This window comes from Bradyrhizobium arachidis, from assembly GCF_015291705.1.
Lineage (GTDB): Bacteria > Pseudomonadota > Alphaproteobacteria > Rhizobiales > Xanthobacteraceae > Bradyrhizobium > Bradyrhizobium arachidis.
In genome coordinates, this window is the sequence record NZ_CP030050.1 from 7,464,854 (window position 1) to 7,484,126 (window position 19,273).

Below are 19,273 nucleotides of genomic sequence, written 5' to 3' on the forward strand. Positions count from 1 at the left end.
CGGCTGTCACCGTGTGGCCGCCGGACCGCTCTTGCGATCCGGCTGTGGTGCCCTCTACTTCTTGCAGGCCGGAATGTGGGCGGCGGGTTCGAAGCCCTTGAAGCCGGGAGGCCCGTAGCCGAAATACACTGTCTCGATCGCCGAGCCGGCATCCGGAACGGCCCCGTACCACTTCTCGTGCAGCTTGCGCAGCCGCCCGTCGAGTTTCATGCATTCGATCACGTTCTCGACCTTGTTACGATACTCGGTGTCCTCCAGGCGGAACGCATAAGCGAAGTTGCGCCCATTGAAGTCCTTGTAGCCAACCTTGATCGCCTTGTTCTGGCTGGCGGCATATACAGTTGTGGGGATTTCGTTCAGCGCAGTGAATGCGCGCCGCGTCAGCACGGCCTGCACGCTGTCCGGAAAGGTGTCATAGCGCTGCACCTCGAATCCGTACTTCTCTGCATTCGCGGTTGCCCAGGTGTCCGAGATGGTGCCGCGGTTCACCGCCACCGCCTTGCCCTTGAGATCGTCAAAGCTCTTCATCTCGTCGGCGGTACGAACCAGAAAGCCGTTTCCAGTGGTGAATAGCGGTTCGGTATAGAGCATCCGCTCGGAGCGTTCGGCGGTCAGATTCAGCGGGTTGACCAGGAATTCGACCCGCTTGGCAAACAAAGCCGCAAATAGCCCGGAGAAGTTGATATCCACGATCTCGACCTTCGGGCGGCCAAGCTCTTTACCGATCTCGTTGATCAGATCCACGCCGAAGCCTTCAGGACCGTTCGTGCCTCGCACCATCCACGGTGCGACACCGAAATCGGACGCGACAACCAGCGGCTTGTCGGATGGGTGATCTGCCTCCTGGGCACGAGCCTCGATCCAGCCCGCGACCTGGACCCCGGCCATGATCAGCGTGATTGCAAGAAGCTTCGATCGGAGTGTCATCGGTCGGGTCCTTCCATGGATCAAGACTTTCGGGGTTGTGCGGGATGGGTGGCAATCCAATGGCGGGCAATGTCGGCGCGTCGGCACACCCACACCGCGTCACGCGTGGCGACGTGGTCAAGAAAGCGCGCGAGGCCCGCGGCCCGGCCCGGATGGCCGACGATCCGGGTGTGGAGGCCTACCGACATCATCTTCGGCGCGGTCGCGCCTTCGGCATAGAGCATGTCGAAGGCATCCTTCAGATAGACGAAGAAGTCGTCGGCGGTCGTCATCGCTCCACGGATGAACTTGGCGTCGTTGTTGACCAGACCATAGGGGACGACCAGGTGCGGCTTGCCGCCGACCGTGATCCAGTAGGGCAACTCGTCATTGTAGGCGTCGGAATCGTAGAGGAAGCCCCCCTCCTCGGCCACCAGCCGCCGGGTGTTCACTCCCGCGCCGTAGCGGCAATACCAACCGAGTGGTCGCTCGCCAATCGTCCGGGCCAGACTTGCCACTGTCCTGCGGATCCGCTCGCGCTCCTCATCCTCGCCAAGATGTTGATGTCGCTCCCAGCGCCAGCCGTGGGCGCACACATCGTATCCATGCTCGCGGATGGCCGCTGCCGCTTCCGGATTGCGCTCCAGCGCAAGGGCGCACCCCATGACGGTGGCCGTCATGCCGCGCTCTGAGAGCAACCGGATCAGCCGCCAGAAACCGACGCGGCTGCCATACTCGAACATCGATTCCGCAGCGAGATCGCGCCCGTCAAAGCCTCCCCCGCCGCCCTCCGTCAGCGCCGTCTCAGTGACGCCGTCGCCATCGGCAAACGAAGCCTCCGATCCTTCTTCGTAATTGACGCAGATGTTGAGCGCGACGCGAGCGGCGCCGGGCCACCTCGGATCCGGCGGATTGCGTCCATAACCGATGAAATCGCGATCCTGGTCGGCTTGCGCGGTCATGACCGTTACCTCTTACGAAGCTGTCGGCGGCATAACGATGGTGACGGCGGCATCGAGACTGCAGAAGACGTCATCGTTCTGCTGACCCGTCACACCCATCGCCACCGCGAATTCCATAGGGGCGTCAAGCACGGTCATCGGATGATGCCACACATTACGCGCGTAAGTGACGATCTGGTCGGGACCGGCGATGAATCCGCGCAGCGTCGCCAGGTCGGGACCGCCGTCCGGCGTCGCTGCGCAGATGATGGCCAGATAGCGCGCGGAACCTAGCGGCACGAAAGTCTGCGCCGAATAAGGATGCCGCTCCAGAGTGGTCAGCGGCAGCGGGAGCTGTCCGACCGCGGCCGCGCCGCTGATCCAGAGTGAGAATGTTTGCGCCTCGTCGGCGCGGTTCAGCATCGTCGGAAGGTAACGCCGTCGCTCACCGGTCGGGCGCGAGACCACGTCGCCGAAAGGACTAAAGGTCTCGGCGGCCAGCGGCTCGAGCGACACTGTGTACGAAGGAGAATGGTTCATTGAAGCTCTGGTACAGCAACGATGCAGATGACACTCACCGGCTAGTAATACCAGTGGTATACCATTGGAGCTTAGAGGTACCGCCGTGTCAAGGGCGCGAGGCGTGACCTCAACGCAGGGCAGCAATCGAGAGTGAGAGGCCGGGACGGAATGCGGCGGACCCGGAATAGCCCAGCGCAGGTCGGCGAACTGACAGCGGCAGCATTCAGCCGTGGCCGTCGGGCAAGAAAATCCCGAACGTTTCCAACATCCCCTGGCGGACGTTGGTCAGATGCTGGATCATCGCGTGGCGCGCCACTACTGCGTCTCGCTTGATGATGGCATCGACGATCGCGAGGTGTTCGCGACACGCGGGCAACAACCGCTCGGGACGGCGCTCCACATTGCACATCCTGATCTTGCGGCGGGTCTCTCCGATCAGCGTGGCGAGAGAGCGATTGCCGCAGTGGCTCGCAATCTGGTCGTGAATCTCGTCATCCAGCGTCCAGTGCTTGGCTTTGGTGACCTCGGCGGTGGACAGGATCTTCTCCAGGCTGGCCTTGATCGGTTGCAGCACATCAAGGCCAATACGCGTTGCAGCAAGCGAGGCCGCCTCGCTTTCCAGAATGAGGCGCAGATGAATCAACTCGAGGAGCTCGGCGATACCGATGTTGCGCACGATCACCGAGCCATTCGAAAGCTGCTCCAGCCTGCCCTCGCCGAGCAGACGGCTGATCCCGGCACGTAGCGGAGTGCGCGACACCTTGAGGCGAAGCGCAAGCCGTCGCTCCTCGATGACCTCGCCCGGCGTAAGCTGCCGCGATTCAATCAAGTCCAGAAGCTTTCGATAGGTCGTTTCGGTGACGTTACCATCCGATCGCAGGCGCTTCGGCGCCTCTGCCGCAGCCGCGCGCAGGACGTTTGTTGCGGATTGGCGCTTGCGCGCGGTTGACTTCGTCACGTTCATTCCTCGGGACGCTGGTCTGGCGGATTGATAGTCGTGCAACTGCGGCTTGTCGAGATGCTTCACGTTCGTGACTTATCCCACAGAGAGCAAGTGATGGGATATCGGACGCTTGCCGCTGCATCGCGACATGATGCTGCCGCTGGCATTACTGCGCAACCAACATGCATATTGCTGAAATGAATTGCTTGCAAGCGTTAGGCAAGACGGACGGCCTCGACTCTGGTTCTGCGATAAACCGGGTGTATCCGAATGGGATACCACTGGCATGTGCGACTAGGCACGGGAGAGCGCGTCATGAAGGTGAGTAAATTGGCCGGGCTGGCCATCCTTGGGACCTTGGCGACAACTATTGTTACTTGCGCGACCGCTGCTGATCTCGAGGATTGGTCGCCGCGTGGGCGTCCGTGAGATAGTTTAGCCGGCGCCGGGACCGTGCGCTCGTGAATCGTTCAACTTAAACGATTGGCGCCAGCTGAGGCGCGCCTTACTCGGCCTCGACTTTTATGGTGCGGATCGGCTCCGGCTGAAGCCCTGTCCCTAGCCAGGCGCTTTGCGAGAAATCACGTGACAAGGGGGCAATCGAGGGCCGTTTGAAGCATGACGAAACGGGTTGGTTGCAACGCGAGAGCCGAAATCGTCTCAACGCAAGAACATTATGCTCTGTAACAATGTTGGCTCTGACTTAATCGAGCGGTTACGGTCCTCGTCCATTTTTAGTAACGAGTTCGGGGCCCTGCCAATGTCCGGTTTCCAAGCCAAGTTGGAACGTTTTGAAAACCTCGCTGCCGAATGCGAGTTGATCGCCAAACGAGTGGATGAAAGTAATCGCGAGTTGTATCGCCGCGCAGGCCAGCACTATCGTGAGTTGGCCGACGACCTGCGAGCGTTAATCGCATCGTTCGATGTCGCCGCATAGGTCTTCGGATGCGAAGTAAAAGAGGCCGACAACTGAGGTGACCTTACTTCATGCCCATGAAAAGCGCCGCAAGGAACAAGGCGACGCCAAACGCTGTGATGCCAAGGCAAACACGCGCATGAACTGAATATGGATTGGAGTGGGGCTGTTCGATCATGGGCCTCGCCTCGGCGGCTGTAGTCCAGGCGATTTCAGCCACTCGTTTATGTGCGAGCCAGTCTCGGCTTGCCGAGCCTGCGGAGACCGGCGTCGCGTACAGGTCCATGGGGAAGTAATTCGGCCGCTTCGCGAAGACGCCTCGCTTCTTCGGCAAGGCGCTCTTCAAGAGAAATGGTCTGCTTGAAACGACGTCGCTGCATCGCGCTGCTCTATTCCTAGAAAGGGCGGGAGCGCGTGATGGCGTTCTCATCACCGATGGTAGCCAAGGTCAGTGCGGTGATGCCGGACAACGTTCCCGAGCAGGAACGGTTGCTAAGGTTCCAGCAAATTAGACACCTCGAAATTCAACTTAGGACACCGGGGGCTTAAATACGGACAGTACCCGCCCACCCCATAGGAACATTGCAAGAAACGATCTTCGGCAACCTGGATCACCGCACGGACAAGCTCGGCGACCTGTTCTCCGGCGGGGCACTGAGCGATGCTTCGACCCAGTTGCGAACCCGCTGTACCGCCACAGGATGTTCATACGTCCAACTGTGAACAATGCCTTCGAGCCCGCGGCCTTCGGTCCAGTCGATGTGCGTCAGAGAATGCTCCCCAAAAGGAAGAGGCTCAACCGCCAGCTCGACTAACAACCCTATTGAAAGGTGTGTCCAACCAAATGCCCAGGAAGCGACCGCTTGCGTAAGGTAGACACCGAGCAAGGCTCCCAGAAACAAGAGAAAAACGCACGGTAGCCCCAACGCAATAAAAGGAAACGCAGAGGCGAAGAAATCGGAGGTGCCGTGCGCATCAAACATGACGGCAAGAAAGACGCAGATCCCACCATCGCGCTGTATATTGGACAATGTGAGCAACGCGATCCGTACCGATCCAGAGAAGACGAGTGCAGCCAAACAGGTAAACAATGCGACAACAATGCCATTGTCACTTGATAGAGGTCGGAGCAAATAGTTCAAAACCTTAGATGCCCTGACGCCAAGCCACGCAATAAATTGAATGGATGAAAGCGCAGCTGCGGCTTCATCGCCGGAACAGCGTACGAAAAGATAATTTCCAGCGGGCATGTCAGCAGTCCGCTGCTTTATCGTTTCCTCAACCTCGGCGCTTCGCCAGTCCTGCTTCTCAAGGCTCCTCCACCGCTTGCACGACGGATTCGTCGTCGAGCATGTTCAGCAGTTGGCTTATGGTTTTGCTCGCATCTCTGGGCCAGGCTCGACATACCGGGCCAGAATGCCCCGAGCATCTGCCAAGGCCTTCGCAACTTGCTTTTCTGAATCCATGACCGGTACTCCAGGTACTCGAAGGAAAACGCGGCTACGAACGGCCCGTTCCTTCGCTCAGTCCTTTGAACGAGCTAAGCGCAACCCAAGAAGCCGCGATGGCATCCGCTCCAACAAACGAGTATCCGGCAAGCGCATGAGAACCGCGCCCGCAGACAGCAGGAGTCTCCACTAACTCGCTTGCAATAGGTGGCTGAATTTTTTATGACTTGTTTTCGCGTGAAGTGACTTTATTAATCGGGCTTCCACGCCGCGGGTACTCTCAACGGGGGTCCGCCCCTCTCGGCCGCGCGTTGGCAATTCCTACGGCCGACGCCCCCAATGTGCATTCCGACTATCCGGCGCCCATCGAGCGCAACACAGACGCCGGAAGTGGTCGTCGTGATATGCTAAGGCATGCGCCCAACCGCGCGCCGGCTCAGAAAGATTGTGTCAGTGGAGCAAGCCGCGAGGCCGATGGTTCTCTGACTGATCATCCAATTGAGCGCTCATCCGCTCCAATCGTTGCTCTAGCTGCTCATTGACAAGCATCAATGCCCTAAGCGCGCCGCGCACGTCACCGTCACAAGCGGCGACGACCTCGTCAATCGCGAGTTCGTATGCATCAAGAAGAGAACGGGTGTGTGAGCGTGACATACGAACAACATACAAGCATAAATTATTGCTGAAGAAATGATCACGCAGGATCATCCCCGCTATTCACAAGGGGACGGGCTTGCGTCGAATCGATTCTGGATTTGAAGTTCGGCGGCAATTTTTACCGCGCTGCACATCAATTGGCCGTGCAGCATCCGAGACATTAGTGGTCGGGGGTAAAGATGTTTGAAATCTATTTCAATCGTAAACGTGATTTCCTCGTCTTAAGCAAAGGCTCTCCGATCCCGGCACTTGATCCATCGATCAAATGGCGGAAGAGCAAAAAAAGAGTTTCTAGGGTCAGCGACGAGATTAGATTGGCCGTTGAGAGACAAGGCTACTACGTTCGGCGCTTGCGGGATGCCAAGGTACGGACGAACTCAGTTTGAACACAAACGGCACCCTCAACACTTTCTCACCGCGCTGTCGAGGCTTGCGATGTCTGGATGCGCGCGCCTTGGGACGAGGCGAAGGCGCGGCAGCGGCCGATGCCGGATCACGGTTTAATTGTGATGTGGGAGGCCGCACATGAGCCAGTCTCGTTGAAGTTGGCAGGCTCACCCGGCTGTCCGATTGTTGCCTCAGCCCTCCATCATTCCCCAAAGTACGATCAAGTAATAGACCACAACCGCGACGACAACGTTGATCGCAACTATCAGCAAGACATCGATAGGTAAGATCGGTTTCCGTCTAGCCATCGCTGCGATCCTAGCCAGGCTGAGATACCCTGACTGCTCACAAATGATGGCCGATGCACGTTACTGGGCTACTGTTGCGTTAGCGCCGCAGGTAGTTCCATCCTATGAATAATAGTCCGATCGCGGCGATCATCTGCAGTCGCTTTCCAAGCGGCTACGCCAAAGTAGGCAGTAAGCGCCAGAGCAACCGCGACCAAAACAGAATTGAACTGGGTCATCGATCGGCCTCTCTCCTTTAATACAGAGAAGCACCTTCGATTTGGTTGCGCACGACTGAAGCTGCAAATCTATAAGTTTGCGCGCGCAATCCACAGAGAAGAGGTTAACGAGCGTCTGCTTGTTTGGCAGGCCGATCAAGGAACGCCTTCAGTACTGCGGCCGCTTCAGCAGCTCAGGTAATCGGGAGATTGCCTTCGCAATCCGCCTCGCCTCATCGCGCGACAGGTAATTCCCTGCATACTGATAGCTCCACGCATGAAGGTCTTCCCGATGGACGACGCAACAGATCGAGAAGCCGTTCGCGTCTTTGATGCGAAAGCAATCCTCTTCCTCTTCCATCACCCACGGCGCAGGAAACCGCCGAAGATTGTCCATTACATCCGCGAGGTCGCGGGCACGAGATGGCGCTTGGTAACTCGAATGCAAGAAGGCGCAGGCGGCCGGCGGGAGATAAAAAGGCTGGCTACGACAATCGGGGCAGTGTCGCCTAGCAGACGCCGCTCCTTGGCTAACTCGCTCATGACCCCACGCATCTTCATGATCTCTTCGGCGATGAAGGTGCAGTCCTCATCTCTGTTGATCTGCTCGTGCATAATGGCTTCAGCCTCGCGCATGCTGACACGCAGTGCTCTGATTACTTTGCGAATTTCGCTGATGCGGTTGTCCATGGCTCGCTCCTTGGCGGGACAGGCAACATAAGAACAAAACATGAACAATTAGTCAAGCAGAGCGCGCGCCTTCCGCCGGCTTGACCACGGCTCGGAACCGGCGAGGTCCGAAAGAGTAAAAGGATCGAGGGCGCGACGGGAACCATACCTCTGTCGCTCCCCCGGAGAAGCGGCCCGGCCTTCGAGCAAACTGGAAAAATGCCCCCAAAGGCCGGGTACGCGCCGAAAATCCTCAGAACGAAAGGATGAGCAAAGCCACTACCACGGCGTATAAGCGCGCGCCAAGGAGTGTTCGAACGAATTCGTACTTGAGCCGCAGCATCAGCTCCGTCCGCGCGACGAAGTTTAGATCCTAGGTTATTTGCCAGTTTTCCCGGTGCGCAGTCACGGCCAGCGGATAAGTAACCCCCTATGGCGTTCGGCATATGGGCTTGGCCGAGTGAAGATCAAAAAATCCGAGATCGATTGGCGAAGAGATCAACTGGGTACCCCGGCCAAATCGCTGTTTCTGGCGCAGGAGGTGCTGGTATGTCTTTTGACCCGATGGCCGCTGCTGTCGATTGGCTAGATGCCCACCGCGCCGGCGATATCGAAACGCTGCTCGAAATGTACGCCGAAGATGCCGTGGTTTACTGCGATTGTGACCAATTGGCGATCTCCGGCAGAGAAAACCTGCGTGGCTACTGGGCTATCCATCTGCAGGAATACCCAGCTGCCGAGCTGGACAATCTTCAGCCCTCGCACGGTGGCGCAATTATCTCATACGTCAGCGGGGTAAACGTAGTGCAGGCGGTCTTGGACTTTAATGATGCCGGGAAAATCAGGACACTGAGCTGCTGGCCGACACAACGGGCCTCGTCCAGCTCCTGCCAAGGTGAAGTCTGCTAGGGCAGTCAGTCTGTTCCGCCTCTGAAAGCAGACTTAACGGCGTCGAAGACTGAGGACTGCTAAGGGCCAACAGCAGAAGTCGTTTGACTACCTCATTGTGTTGGCCCTTCGCACACATTCGCCCGAACCCGTGGCGCTTAAACCTTACCTATGAGCGGAGGTCGCACGCAGCGATCGGCGCGGACGCGGATGTTGCCGCGCGGGCAAAAACACGCAGTCGGCCGTGCTACTTGAGAAAGATCTCATCGATTTCAAGACGCATCGTACTGTGACATTCACATGCCATCTCCGCGAGCCGCGATCGATCGATCTCGATTTGGCCGCGTCGATCAGATCTGATCCCTCCGGCTGCACGCAGATTGCGCATCAGGAGCGTCACCGTCGTTCGTCGCACACCGAGCATTTGCGACAGCGCCTCCTGCGTGAGTGGAAGCGTGTCGTGCTCGATGTGCTCGCGAAAATGGAGCAGCCAGCGTGCCATGCGGGCTTCGACCGGGTGCAGCGCATTGCAGGCAGCGCCGAGTTGAAACTGCATCAGCATCGCTCTCGTGTGAATCTGGACCGCGTGCCAGATCGCGGGGCTCCGGTTGAAGGCCGCGTGAAATCGCGATGCGGGGATCCGCGACGCGGTGCCCGCCGCACGGACGACGGCGGTGGCGGCCGAAGGTGACGGCCCTAGCACGGAAAGAAGGCCTACCGCCCCCTCGCGCCCGACTGCGGCGGTGGCGACCGTCTGCCCGTTCGCCATCTCGAACATCAGCGAGATGGTGCCGCTATGAGGGAAGAAGACATGCTCGATCTGGTCACCTGCTCGCGCGAGGACCGCGTCGTGATCGAGCGCGACCGTCACCAGCTCAGGCGCCAAAAGATCGAACTCCGCTGCTGGCAGTGCTGCCAGAAGACGGTTGCTTATTCCGCCAGGACGCGTCACTGCGGGTAACCCGCTGCGAGGCATCCGCCGCCCTCTCCATACGGAGTGGCGCGGAATGACCTTAACATTTGCTCAATTGTGCGTTCGCTACGCGCAGCAACATCCTAATCACTTGCAGACGCTCTCACCTTGTACAACCAATTCCAAAGGCTCGCGACCGGCGAGTGCCAGATTTTGCTTTCAGCATGGTCGGGAAATAGTTGCAAGTACGCCGCCATCCACAATTGCAAAACGCGTATGCGCGTCGCGTGACGCTCGGTGTTTGTGAAGCTTTTGTGAACGTTCGAAACGGTTCATCGACCTGTCTGAGCCGGACAAGTTGCCATCATCCGCGGCACGCGGCCGCGCAAAGTGATGCTCCGGCGCTCGAATACCTGATTGAAAAAGAGAACAGGGTTATGCCGCCGATCCGCTCAGGGCCGCTAATGGGATGGTCCGGCCGTGCTCCGGCCCTGCCAGCACGAGAAGCTGGCAAGGGGCGCTCAAGACAAGGAGCACGCCATGTCTCAGAAACTCAACGCGGCGATCGCCGTGATCGGCATCGACATCGGCAAAAACTCGTTCCACATCGTGGGTCAGGATCACCGCGGTGCCATCGTGCTGCGGCAGAAGTGGTCGCGCGGCCAGGTGGAAACGCGGCTCGCCAACCTGCCGCCGTGCTTGATCGGTATGGAGGCCTGCGTAGGCGCCCATCATCTCAGCCGCAAACTCCAAGTACTTGGCCACGACGCCCGCCTGATGCCAGCGAAATACGTGCGCCCGTATTCGAAGGGACAGAAGAATGACTTCCGAGATGCGGAAGCCATCGCCGAGGCTGTCCAACGCCCGACCATGAAGTTCGTCGCGACCAAGACCGCCGATCAGCTCGACCTTCAGGCACTGCACCGCGTCCGCGATCGATTGGTCGGTCAGCGTACCGGCGCGATCAATCAGATCCGTGCGTTCCTGCTGGAACGGGGCATCGCCGTGCGGCAAGGCCCGCATTCCCTGCGGTTCGAGTTGCCAGGTATCTTGGCAACACGCACTGATGTGCTCTCGCCTCGCATGTTGCCCATCATCGAGGGTCTGGCGGAAGACTGGCGCCGGCTGGATGAGCGTATCGAGGGTCTATCTGGCGAGATCGAAACACTAGCCCGTCAAGATAGGGCCTGCCAGCGACTGATGACGGTGCCTGGCATTGGCCCAATCATCTCGAGCGCAATGGTGGCTGCGATCGGCACCGGAGACGTGTTCTCGAAAGGCCGCGACTTCGGCGCCTGGCTTGGACTTGTTCCGAAGCAGATATCGACCGGCGACCGCACGATCCTCGGCAGTATATCAAGGCGCGGTAATCGCTACCTGCGCGCGCTGTTCGTGCAAGCCGCGTGGGTTGTTCTGGTAAAGGTCAAGTGCTGGGAGCGCTATGGCCTCAACTCTTGGATCGAAGCCGCCAAGAAGCGATTGCACCACAACGTGCTGGCGATTGCGCTCGCCAACAAGCTCGCCCGGATCGCCTGGGCGGTCCTCAACAAGGGACGCGCCTTCGCGTGCGTCAAGATGGAGGAGACGGTGTCCCGACCTGCTTGATCCTCGCGCCGTGCGCGGGGCCGTCAAGGCGCAGCCTGGCAGCAGGAGAGCAAGACGTCAGGACAGCACGACGGCCGGCTTTGACGGCCCCTTGCGCGCGGCGCGTCTGCGCGCGCAGGCCGGGACGAAGGAACGGCCGCCAGGCACGAACGAAGGAACAGCGCGAAGTGAGGAGCTATCGATGACGTAACAACCCTTACCCGCCGAGGTCTGCGAGAGGATGAGACGACGATGGAGAATCGGTCTTCCCGGCACATGTGAACCCTGGTGACCCAAATGGCCCGGTCGAGGCCTGTCCGCTAACCAGATCACATGCGCGCTGATATCCATGATGGCCCGGAGCACTGCGCTCCAAACAGAGGCCGGATACATTGATGCAAGACCGCATCTACCGGATCGTCGAAATCTTCTTGCACCCCACGGCCGGACCATACATTCGGGTCAGTGAGCCGCCGCTTGGAGGGCGGGCGGTTGCTTCTGGTCTACGCCGATGAGCCGACAAGAACTTCGCATTCGGACAATAAACGACAATCGCAAAGAAAGAGAGCAACCTAGGGTTCCTTAGTCGCGCGGAGACCTGACGGAAGGTTCGATCGTGAGGCGATAGGCAATCAATTTGCTGCCGTGGCACACTGGGCAGCGACACTCGCTTTTTCCCCGGGCTGTGACGAAAATTCGAGGCGACGAAAGCCAGCGCCGCACTCGGAACAAATTACGTCGCTCTTTCTCCTATCTCGGTCTCACGCTGCGCGCTGTCACTATTCTTTAACATAAGTTTAGTCACCGCAGAACGGTTTCCGAAATGCCGGACATTTTGATCCGCTGTCCCGTGACAGGGCAGGCCGTCTTCACCGGATTGAACACAGAGAGCGTTGTGTTCGAATCGCTGCCAGCCGTCGAAATACCGCTCAGGTGCTCCCGCTGTGGCGAAACGCATCGCTGGAAACCGAAAGATGCTTGGGTAGCTCAGACCAACGACCAACGCGGCATTATCGAGTTAGATCACCGTGCCAAGCAGCAACGGGATGACCGCTAAAATACCGTCAGGCACAGTGCCGGTACGATGATCCAAGCGGTCTCATGTCTCATAAGCTGAAGGTTTCATGCCTTGCGCCAGCCCGCTACCTACACCTGCGGATATGGCCGCTCGGTCAACTTGCGGCGTAGCTTCTGGAGAAACTCTCGGCGGTCACGTGCTGCTCAATGCCGCCGTGCCTCCTCCAGCTGGGATGGCTCCTGACTAATCCGGGAACGTGACGTCCGATGACTGGGAAGTCCGCTGCGGGTCATAACCAGAAAGGCTCGACCCGAGCATAAAATGTCGGCTCCGGGTCCGACAGCCCATATCAATCATCGGCACGCCTAAAACAATGGCCCCGACAGCATCACACGTCGGGGCCATTCAAGATCACTCCGTCCGGATGCATCCGCCGCGCCGTCCGATCTTTCTCAATTACCGCGCCGGATTGAACGCAAAACGTGTCATCCGAACAACATCGATGTGATCACATTGCGCGCGAAACCAGTCAGCGGCCCATTCGCACCGCTTCCACTCGGCACGCCGGCGACGCTCCACAGCCAATGCCTTCTCGGCCTCCAGACCTCGAATGATCTCGTCGATCTCAGCTCCATCTAGAGTGCGCTTGATGCGCAGCACAACGGACAACGCGACCACAACGTGACCATACGGCATCATGTTTCGATCGCCTCCTCGCTCCTGCAGATCAGCAAGGCCAGCTCCCGCGCCCGCCGGAGATCGTCGGCAGGCTCTCAGCGCTCTAGCCGCAACAGGTCGTGGACTTCCGGACGCGGTCCGTCAGACGTAATCTCGATCGTTGCAAGCGTGATCGGCAGCTTGAAGCGCCGGCGGCCGGCGCTACCGGGATTGAGGTAGAGGACGCCTTCGACCGTCTCGACCTTCGGCACATGCGTATGGCCTGAAACGACGATGTCGATACCGCGCGCGGCAGGATCGATTTGCAGCGCCTTCAGATCGTGCAGCACGTAGAGTGACATCCCGGCCAGGCGGACAATCTCTGTATCGGCATATTTCGCAGCCCATTCGCCTTTATCAACATTGCCCTTAATCGCAGTCACAGGCGCTATCGAGTGCAGCGCGTTAACAATGTCGGACTTTCCAATGTCGCCTGCATGCACGATGTGATCAACGCCCGCCAAGCGGCCGACCGCTTCTGGCCTTAACAAGCCGTGGGTGTCCGAAATGATGCCAATCCTGAAAGCCATATCCGTGCTACGCCGAGCGTTAGGCTGGCCGTCTACCGCCCGCGCGGTGCTGAAAGGATTGAACGCTCAAACTGTGTCAGGAGCGCTGCAGGTGCATGGAATATCTCGGCGCACCCAGCGGCCCGCAACTCCTCTTCCTTGAATCCTCCGCAGAGCACACCGATAGTACGGATCCGTACTTTGGATGCCGCTTGAGCATCGTACGGCGAGTCGCCAATCGCGATCGCACTACCACCGTCGATCGCAAGCTTCTTCAGGACCGCTTCAAAGACGTCCGGCTCCGGCTTGGACTCGTCGACGTCCTCAGATGAAACGGATACGTCGACCAGCTTCGCAATACCCGCGATGTCGAGATACTTCTGAAGTTCATCTTTCTTGGCCGATGAAGCAGTGGCGACGCGGAGCCCCGCCTCCCGGGCTCGCTGCAGCAGATTGGGCACCGCGGAGAACGGTTGGACCATCGGCAGGTATTGAGCTTTGAAGCGTTCGCCGCGCCAAGCGTCGAGCTCCTTGCCGTGATCGCTGCGTTCGTCGTCCGACAAAAATGCCGGAATGAGCTTGTCACCGCCCTTCCCGATTTGACTACGCACCTGCTCCAAGCTGACATCGTGACCGAACTTCACCATGGCTTCGTGCCAAGCCATCGCATGCAGATCGACGGAGTCCAGCAAGGTGCCGTCCAGATCGAAGATGGCCGCTTTTGGCAAACCGCTTCTCCGCTTAATCGAGCTTCAGTTTTGCAAACCACGATGCGTAGCGCGTGTTCCTCGCCGTATGCAGATTAAGATCGGGTGTGCCGTCGTTCCACCAGACAGTACCGCGTTTCAAGCGGATTTCCGGCGCGCGCCCGCCGGCTTTTTCGCCATCTCCTTGGTTGGCTTTTTTCCACCGATCGGCATCAGCAACTCCTTCTGAGCTGCCACGGCCTTGCGCGGCTTTTTGGCCGACTTCTTCTGAGCGGTTGCGGCTTCGGTCGATACTTCTCTTCCAACGCTGCGCCGCAACGCCTCCATCAAATCAACGACGTTCTCGCCCTTTGGCCGCTCCTTCGGACGGATCACCTTGCCTGCCCGCTTCTCGTTGATCAGTTCGACCAGCGCTCTTTCGTAGTGGTCTTCGAACTTCTCGGGATCAAATGTCCCTGCCTTCTGGTTCACAATGTGCTTGGCGAGGTCAAGCATGTCCTTGGTGACTTTGACGTCCTGGATCTCGTCGAAGTACTCCTGCTCGCTGCGGACCTCGTAGGGGTAGCGCAGCAGCGTTCCCACAAGCCCCTTGTCCATCGGCTCGAGAGCAATGATGTGCTCGCGATTGGTGAGTACGACGCGGCCGATAGCGACTTTCTTCATTTCACGAATGGTGTCGCGGATCACGGCAAAAGCGTCGTGGCCGACCTTGCCATCCGGCCGCAGATAGTATGGGCGGATCAAATAGCGCGGATCGATGTCGGTTTTATCGACAAACTCGTCGATCTCGATTGTGCGGGTGGATTCGAGCGCGAGCTCTTCGAGCTCTTCCTTGGTGACCTCGATGAACTGCCCTTTTTCGAGCTCATACCCCTTCACGATGTCTTCGTTAGGCACCTCGTCGCCGGTATCAGCGTCAACCTTGAGATACTTGATCCGGTGACCCGTCTGCCGATTGAGCTGATTGAATGAGATCTTCTCGGACTCGGATGTCGCCGGGTACAGCGCCACAGGACAGGTCACGAGGGACAGACGCAGGAAGCCTTTCCAATTGGCGCGGGGGGCCATGTACGCAGAACTCCGTTTCGGGCGGCCTAATTTCAAGACGAGCGGAAGCGGCTAGTTCCGACAACGCCATAGCCAAAATTTTCCGCGGATGTCTTTGGTCGGACTCGACTTCTGTTCTCTTTATGTTCTAATTCTGCCATGAGCGATCGACCAGCGAGTTGGCGGATGCCCACCCCAAAGCAGATGGAAAAGCTAGCAAAGACAATGGTTAATCCGCCTGCGAAGGAAAGTCCGCGCGGCCCCCAGGACCCGATGCCGGAGGAATATTGGCGCTCCGTTCTCAACGATGTGCCAGCAGACGCCAAGCCGGTGGCACGGAGCGCAGCGCCTCGCTTGTCCGACCTCCCGCAGCACGTCCTGCGCGTTTCCTGCCGCAGGTGCGAGCGCATTGTTGAGATCCAGAAGGCGGATGCCGTCCGTCTGTACGGCCAGCACGCCATCTGGAAGGAGGTCGGGCAACGGCTGCTGAACAACACCTGTCAAAGCCGGACTGGCCGCTATGAGGAGGACGGCTGCTGGCCGGCCTTCGAGCCGGTCTGAATTGATAAGCCGCGTCCCGGATGGCTCCGAAGCATCACCCGACACCGCTCTCCGGTGGCGACCGAAAGGCTTTGGGCAAGGAGCTTAGCAAGGCACGCGCGATGACCACCATTCTGGCAGCGCGGTCCGCAGCGGCTCGCGCCGAAGGCGAAGCATTGATCAAGCAGGCCGATCGCCTCCTGTGCGAGAGCTGGAACGAACGCATGTGGGCGAATGGCGAGCCAATCGATCCATCGCCCACGATCGATCAGGCAGTCAACGGCGGCCATCCGTGGCTTGAGATCCAATGCTCGCGCTGCAAGACGCGACGCGATGTTGATCTGGCGGCACTGCCGCACGTCACCACAACTTTTGTGCACGACCTCGCCGGCCGGCTTCGGTGCAACAAATGTGCTAAGGCGGACGCCGTCCTTCCGCAACGCTGCTGCAGCTCGCTCACCACCCCCGCCCCACTCCTTCAGAGACGTGACGATGTGCTGGTGTGGACGGCCTCTCATCCCCACGGTTCTATGGCGCTCTCGGCGTCACAGCTAGATGAGAGGAAGTCTGATGAACATTCCCGTTCGTATCGGCATGGATACTTCTAAGTCGGTTTTCCAGCTTCACGGTGTTGACGAGAACGAGGTGGTGGTTGTCCGCCGCCAGTTTCGGCGAGCCGAGATGATCCGCTACTTCGAGCGGCTTCCGCCGGTTCTCGTCGCCATCGAGTCCTGCGGCAGCTCGCACCATTGGGCGCGACTGCTGCAGTCATTCGGTCACGAGGTGAAGCTAATCCCACCTCAATATGTGAAGGCTTACGTGAAGCGCGGCAAGAACGACGCGGCTGACGCCGAGGCCTTGTGCGAGGCGGTCACCCGGCCGAGTATGCGGTTTGTACCGGTGAAATCGAAGGAACGGCAAGCGGCCTGCATGTTGATGACCGTGAGGGAACGCCTAGTCAGCGTGAAGTCGCAGCTCTCCAATGCTTTCAGGAGCTATGCAGCTGAGTTTGGCATCGTCGGCCCCGCCGGTCGGCAGAACGTCACCGCACTTATCAAGCGGGTGCTCGAGGATGACAGCCTGCCGGAAATGGCGCGGGATCTCTTCCGCCTCCAGGCGGAGGAATATGCCGCAGTCGAAGCTCGCCTGGCAAAGATCGAGGCCAAGCTGATGAAGTGGCATCGCGAAGATGACGTCAGCAGGCGTATCGCGACGATTCCCGGCGTCGGTCCGATTGGGTCGTCCATGCTAAGCATGAAGGCGCCGCCGCCGGAGACGTTCAGGTCAGGCCGTGACTTTGCGGCTTGGCTTGGACTGACGCCCAAGGATCATTCAACTGGCGGCCGGCAAAGACATGGCGGTATCACAAAGGCCGGAGATTCAGTGCTCCGATCGACGTTGATTGTCGGAGCGACCGCGCTGCTAAGGCACATTCGAAAGGGCCGTCATAAGCCGACACCCTGGCTTGCATCGCTACTGGAGCGAAAGCCGCCGAAATTGGTGGCGGTGGCCTTGGCTAACAAGTTCGCCCGTATCGCCTGGCGATTGATGATATCGGGCGGAGTATACAACCGACCGGTAGCCGCCATGCCCGTCTGATCTGAAATCGGCACCGCGAGCGAGGTTGCTCGGCGGATAGCCCACGAACTTGCAGGACGCAGTAGATGGAAGGACCGATCGGTCGATACGCGCGAGCTTCCGTAGATTACACTGGCATCATCAAGGTCGCCTATGTGCTTGGAGCGTGCGTAGCGAACACCATCTTGGCCAGCGGACTTTGTCCGCGCAAACAGGCCGGACATCTGATAGCAAGCGATCAGGTCAAAAGTCTGCTACCATCCTGACAAGTGGGGGGCCGTCCACATCTGCAATCTCTACTCGATGACCAAGAACGTGGACGCCATCCGTCAGTTGTTTGGCGCGCTGAACAGCCGCGTGGGCAATCTGCCGAGCATGCCCGGCATCTTCCCCGACTACCCCGCTCCCATCGTCCGCAATGCTACAGACGGACGTGAGATCGTCATGGCAAGATGGGGAATGCCGTCGTCCTCGAAGGCCCTGATGGACGCAACGAAGAAGCGTGCCGAGAAGCTTGAGGCTAAGGGCAAGGCGGTAGACTTCAAGGAGCTGCTCCGAATGGAGCCGGACAGCGGCACGACCAACATCCGCAATACAAGTAGCAGCCACTGGAAGCGGTGGCTCGGGCCGGACAATCGCTGCCTCGTGCCCCTTACATCGTTTTCCGAGTACGACACAATCGAGGGCAAGAAGGTCCCGGTGTGGTTCGCGCTCGACGAATCTCGTCCCCTCGCTGCCTTCGGCGGCATCTGGACGAACTGGACGAGCGTGCGCAGGGCGAAGGAAGGCGAGATCACCATAGACCTCTTTGGGTTCCTGACCTGCGAGCCCAACGCCGAGGTTAAGCACGTGCACCCGAAGGCCATGCCGGTGATAGTGACCACGACCGAGGAGTACGATGTGTGGATGCAGGCGCCGTGGGACGAAGCCAAGACGCTGCAGCGACCGCTGCCCGATGGCGCCTTGAGGATCGTCGCAACAGGCGAAAAGGAAGACCCCGCGCCGGAAGCGTAGACTTCTGAACTACCGTCCGGAACCGGTGGATAAGAGCAAGCTCTGCCGATTGCGAATCCCTGCCCCGTGCTAACCGCCCGGAACGACCCGGCGGGCGGAGGGATTCGTCCAGGCAGGAGCCAATCGATGCTGATGACGAAGGACAGGCGGCCGGCCATAAAGACCCTTCGTGGGTGGGCCATTTCCGTGCTGCAGGAAGCCGGCGCCATCCGCGAATGTGAGAAGCACGGCTGGATGCAAGACCGGGCCGACCCTCACGCGCGTGAGCGCGCCTTCGACGTCGCGCGTCGCGACCCGCCAGCCGGTATCTCTGTGGCCCTAGCCGTCGCCGAGGTCCGCGACGTGCTAGACTCGATCGGCGATACCTGTCCCGAGTGCCCGCCCGAATAGCACGCGGCTTCAGCGACCGAGACGCTTCTCCACCTTCTTTCGCGAACTGCCGACCTTCTTGACGGCCTTTTTGACCGCCGAGGCGGAGCGACCGGTCTTCTTCGACTCGTAGCGCACCTCATAGTCCTGCCCCGCCGGCCACGCGGGCGCGGTCCTGTTTGCGTCCGCGCGCCATCTTCTTCGCTGTCGCCATCTGATCCTCCAGTCATGAATCGATGAAGGCGCAACGCGAGAAGGATTCCTGGGTTCCGGAATGATATCACCTGTGCCCGTTTGAATCACTGGTTGCGTGGAGTTCGTGAGTGGCGTCGCTGCGTTCAAGACCGACGATCAGCATCAAGGCGCCCTTCCCGGCTTCGTCGAGCCGGCCCTTGCATCCTCGATCGAGAAGGTACTGTCCGGCAGGCGGTGGCTTCACGAGATCCGTTCGACGGCTGACGTCCGAGAGGACCTTTAAGGAGCCAGTTACGCACC

General features: G+C 59.3%; 20 protein-coding genes and 4 pseudogenes. 9 read left to right on the forward strand and 15 right to left on the reverse strand.

Annotated elements, in window-relative coordinates:
• Nucleotides 1-54: 54 nt before the first annotated feature.
• The 4 genes from WN72_RS35085 to WN72_RS35100 all read right to left on the reverse strand — a co-directional run bounded on the left by WN72_RS35085 (nucleotide 55) and on the right by WN72_RS35100 (nucleotide 3,396).
• Nucleotides 55-927 (reverse strand): substrate-binding periplasmic protein, encoded by an 873-nt coding sequence (locus tag WN72_RS35085; protein WP_092218384.1) that lies wholly within the window; start codon nucleotides 925-927, stop codon nucleotides 55-57.
• Nucleotides 928-947: 20 nt separating this feature from the next.
• Nucleotides 948-1,868, reverse strand: a complete 921-nt coding sequence (locus WN72_RS35090) for an allantoinase PuuE (protein ID WP_092218385.1) — start codon at nucleotides 1,866-1,868, stop codon at nucleotides 948-950.
• A gap of 12 nt (nucleotides 1,869-1,880) precedes the next feature.
• Entirely contained in the window at nucleotides 1,881-2,363 is a 483-nt protein-coding gene (locus WN72_RS35095) for an ureidoglycolate lyase (RefSeq protein ID WP_167381053.1), read from the reverse strand.
• 229 nt (nucleotides 2,364-2,592) lie between these two features.
• The gene (locus WN72_RS35100; RefSeq protein ID WP_208617514.1) at nucleotides 2,593-3,396 is read right to left on the reverse strand and encodes a GntR family transcriptional regulator; all 804 of its coding nucleotides are present in this window, start codon (nucleotides 3,394-3,396) and stop codon (nucleotides 2,593-2,595) included.
• 676 nt (nucleotides 3,397-4,072) lie between these two features.
• Here WN72_RS35100 and WN72_RS35105 point away from each other — a divergent pair.
• The gene (locus WN72_RS35105) at nucleotides 4,073-4,249 is read left to right on the forward strand and encodes a hypothetical protein (protein ID WP_167381054.1); all 177 of its coding nucleotides are present in this window, start codon (nucleotides 4,073-4,075) and stop codon (nucleotides 4,247-4,249) included.
• 153 nt (nucleotides 4,250-4,402) lie between these two features.
• Here the strand turns inward: WN72_RS35105 and WN72_RS47165 are convergent.
• The 5 genes and pseudogenes from WN72_RS47165 to WN72_RS35130 all read right to left on the reverse strand — a co-directional run bounded on the left by WN72_RS47165 (nucleotide 4,403) and on the right by WN72_RS35130 (nucleotide 7,915).
• Nucleotides 4,403-4,608, reverse strand: a pseudogene (locus tag WN72_RS47165) (hypothetical protein).
• A gap of 231 nt (nucleotides 4,609-4,839) precedes the next feature.
• Complete coding sequence (locus tag WN72_RS35115) at nucleotides 4,840-5,478, reverse strand: hypothetical protein (RefSeq protein ID WP_143130762.1); 639 nt, start codon at nucleotides 5,476-5,478, stop codon at nucleotides 4,840-4,842.
• A gap of 648 nt (nucleotides 5,479-6,126) precedes the next feature.
• The gene (locus WN72_RS35120; RefSeq protein WP_430640389.1) at nucleotides 6,127-6,384 is read right to left on the reverse strand and encodes a hypothetical protein; all 258 of its coding nucleotides are present in this window, start codon (nucleotides 6,382-6,384) and stop codon (nucleotides 6,127-6,129) included.
• A gap of 1,010 nt (nucleotides 6,385-7,394) precedes the next feature.
• Nucleotides 7,395-7,622, reverse strand: coding sequence for a hypothetical protein (locus WN72_RS35125; protein WP_092218392.1), 228 nt, complete (start codon nucleotides 7,620-7,622; stop codon nucleotides 7,395-7,397).
• Nucleotides 7,622-7,915 (reverse strand): hypothetical protein, encoded by a 294-nt coding sequence (locus WN72_RS35130; protein ID WP_092218393.1) that lies wholly within the window; start codon nucleotides 7,913-7,915, stop codon nucleotides 7,622-7,624. The genes WN72_RS35125 and WN72_RS35130 overlap by 1 nt, the downstream gene beginning before the upstream one ends.
• Nucleotides 7,916-8,443: 528 nt before the next feature.
• Here WN72_RS35130 and WN72_RS35135 point away from each other — a divergent pair.
• A complete protein-coding gene (locus tag WN72_RS35135; RefSeq protein WP_092218394.1) occupies nucleotides 8,444-8,803 on the forward strand; it encodes a nuclear transport factor 2 family protein in 360 nt (119 codons plus the stop codon).
• 226 nt (nucleotides 8,804-9,029) lie between these two features.
• On the opposite strand, the gene WN72_RS35140 is transcribed toward WN72_RS35135, so the two are convergent.
• On the reverse strand, nucleotides 9,030-9,734 hold the full coding sequence (locus WN72_RS35140) for a Crp/Fnr family transcriptional regulator (RefSeq protein WP_092218400.1): 705 nt from the start codon (nucleotides 9,732-9,734) through the stop codon (nucleotides 9,030-9,032).
• A gap of 501 nt (nucleotides 9,735-10,235) precedes the next feature.
• On the opposite strand from WN72_RS35140, the gene WN72_RS35145 reads away from it, so the two are divergent.
• Nucleotides 10,236-11,300 (forward strand): IS110 family RNA-guided transposase, encoded by a 1,065-nt coding sequence (locus WN72_RS35145; RefSeq protein ID WP_194482925.1) that lies wholly within the window; start codon nucleotides 10,236-10,238, stop codon nucleotides 11,298-11,300.
• Between the two features lie 1,453 nt (nucleotides 11,301-12,753).
• Here the strand turns inward: WN72_RS35145 and WN72_RS35150 are convergent.
• The 4 genes from WN72_RS35150 to ku form a co-directional block, all read right to left on the reverse strand.
• Nucleotides 12,754-12,996, reverse strand: a complete 243-nt coding sequence (locus tag WN72_RS35150; protein ID WP_092221082.1) for a hypothetical protein — start codon at nucleotides 12,994-12,996, stop codon at nucleotides 12,754-12,756.
• A gap of 74 nt (nucleotides 12,997-13,070) precedes the next feature.
• Entirely contained in the window at nucleotides 13,071-13,544 is a 474-nt protein-coding gene (locus WN72_RS35155) for a metallophosphoesterase family protein (protein WP_092221079.1), read from the reverse strand.
• A gap of 32 nt (nucleotides 13,545-13,576) precedes the next feature.
• The gene (locus WN72_RS35160) at nucleotides 13,577-14,251 is read right to left on the reverse strand and encodes an HAD family hydrolase (RefSeq protein ID WP_092221076.1); all 675 of its coding nucleotides are present in this window, start codon (nucleotides 14,249-14,251) and stop codon (nucleotides 13,577-13,579) included.
• A gap of 117 nt (nucleotides 14,252-14,368) precedes the next feature.
• Nucleotides 14,369-15,298 carry a non-homologous end joining protein Ku gene (gene ku / locus WN72_RS35165; protein ID WP_092221073.1) on the reverse strand — a complete coding sequence of 310 codons (930 nt, stop codon included), beginning with the start codon at nucleotides 15,296-15,298 and terminating at the stop codon, nucleotides 14,369-14,371.
• Nucleotides 15,299-15,436: 138 nt separating this feature from the next.
• Between ku and WN72_RS35170 the strand changes: the two genes are divergently transcribed.
• The 5 genes and pseudogenes from WN72_RS35170 to WN72_RS35190 all read left to right on the forward strand — a co-directional run bounded on the left by WN72_RS35170 (nucleotide 15,437) and on the right by WN72_RS35190 (nucleotide 18,799).
• On the forward strand, nucleotides 15,437-15,838 hold the full coding sequence (locus WN72_RS35170; RefSeq protein WP_092221070.1) for a hypothetical protein: 402 nt from the start codon (nucleotides 15,437-15,439) through the stop codon (nucleotides 15,836-15,838).
• Nucleotides 15,839-15,858: 20 nt separating this feature from the next.
• Nucleotides 15,859-16,307, forward strand: a pseudogene (locus tag WN72_RS35175) (hypothetical protein).
• Nucleotides 16,308-16,387: 80 nt separating this feature from the next.
• Complete coding sequence (locus WN72_RS35180) at nucleotides 16,388-17,416, forward strand: IS110 family RNA-guided transposase (RefSeq protein ID WP_092217707.1); 1,029 nt, start codon at nucleotides 16,388-16,390, stop codon at nucleotides 17,414-17,416.
• Between the two features lie 264 nt (nucleotides 17,417-17,680).
• Nucleotides 17,681-18,409 (forward strand): SOS response-associated peptidase, encoded by a 729-nt coding sequence (locus WN72_RS35185; protein ID WP_092221119.1) that lies wholly within the window; start codon nucleotides 17,681-17,683, stop codon nucleotides 18,407-18,409.
• A 126-nt stretch (nucleotides 18,410-18,535) separates the two neighbouring features.
• Complete coding sequence (locus WN72_RS35190; RefSeq protein WP_092221122.1) at nucleotides 18,536-18,799, forward strand: hypothetical protein; 264 nt, start codon at nucleotides 18,536-18,538, stop codon at nucleotides 18,797-18,799.
• Nucleotides 18,800-18,808: 9 nt separating this feature from the next.
• Here WN72_RS35190 and WN72_RS35195 read toward each other — a convergent pair.
• Nucleotides 18,809-18,992 (reverse strand): annotated as a pseudogene (locus WN72_RS35195) (DUF3606 domain-containing protein).
• A 109-nt stretch (nucleotides 18,993-19,101) separates the two neighbouring features.
• Between WN72_RS35195 and WN72_RS47920 the strand changes: the two are divergent.
• A pseudogene (locus WN72_RS47920) lies at nucleotides 19,102-19,226 on the forward strand (non-homologous end-joining DNA ligase); the annotation flags it as partial.
• Nucleotides 19,227-19,273 lie beyond the last annotated feature (47 nt).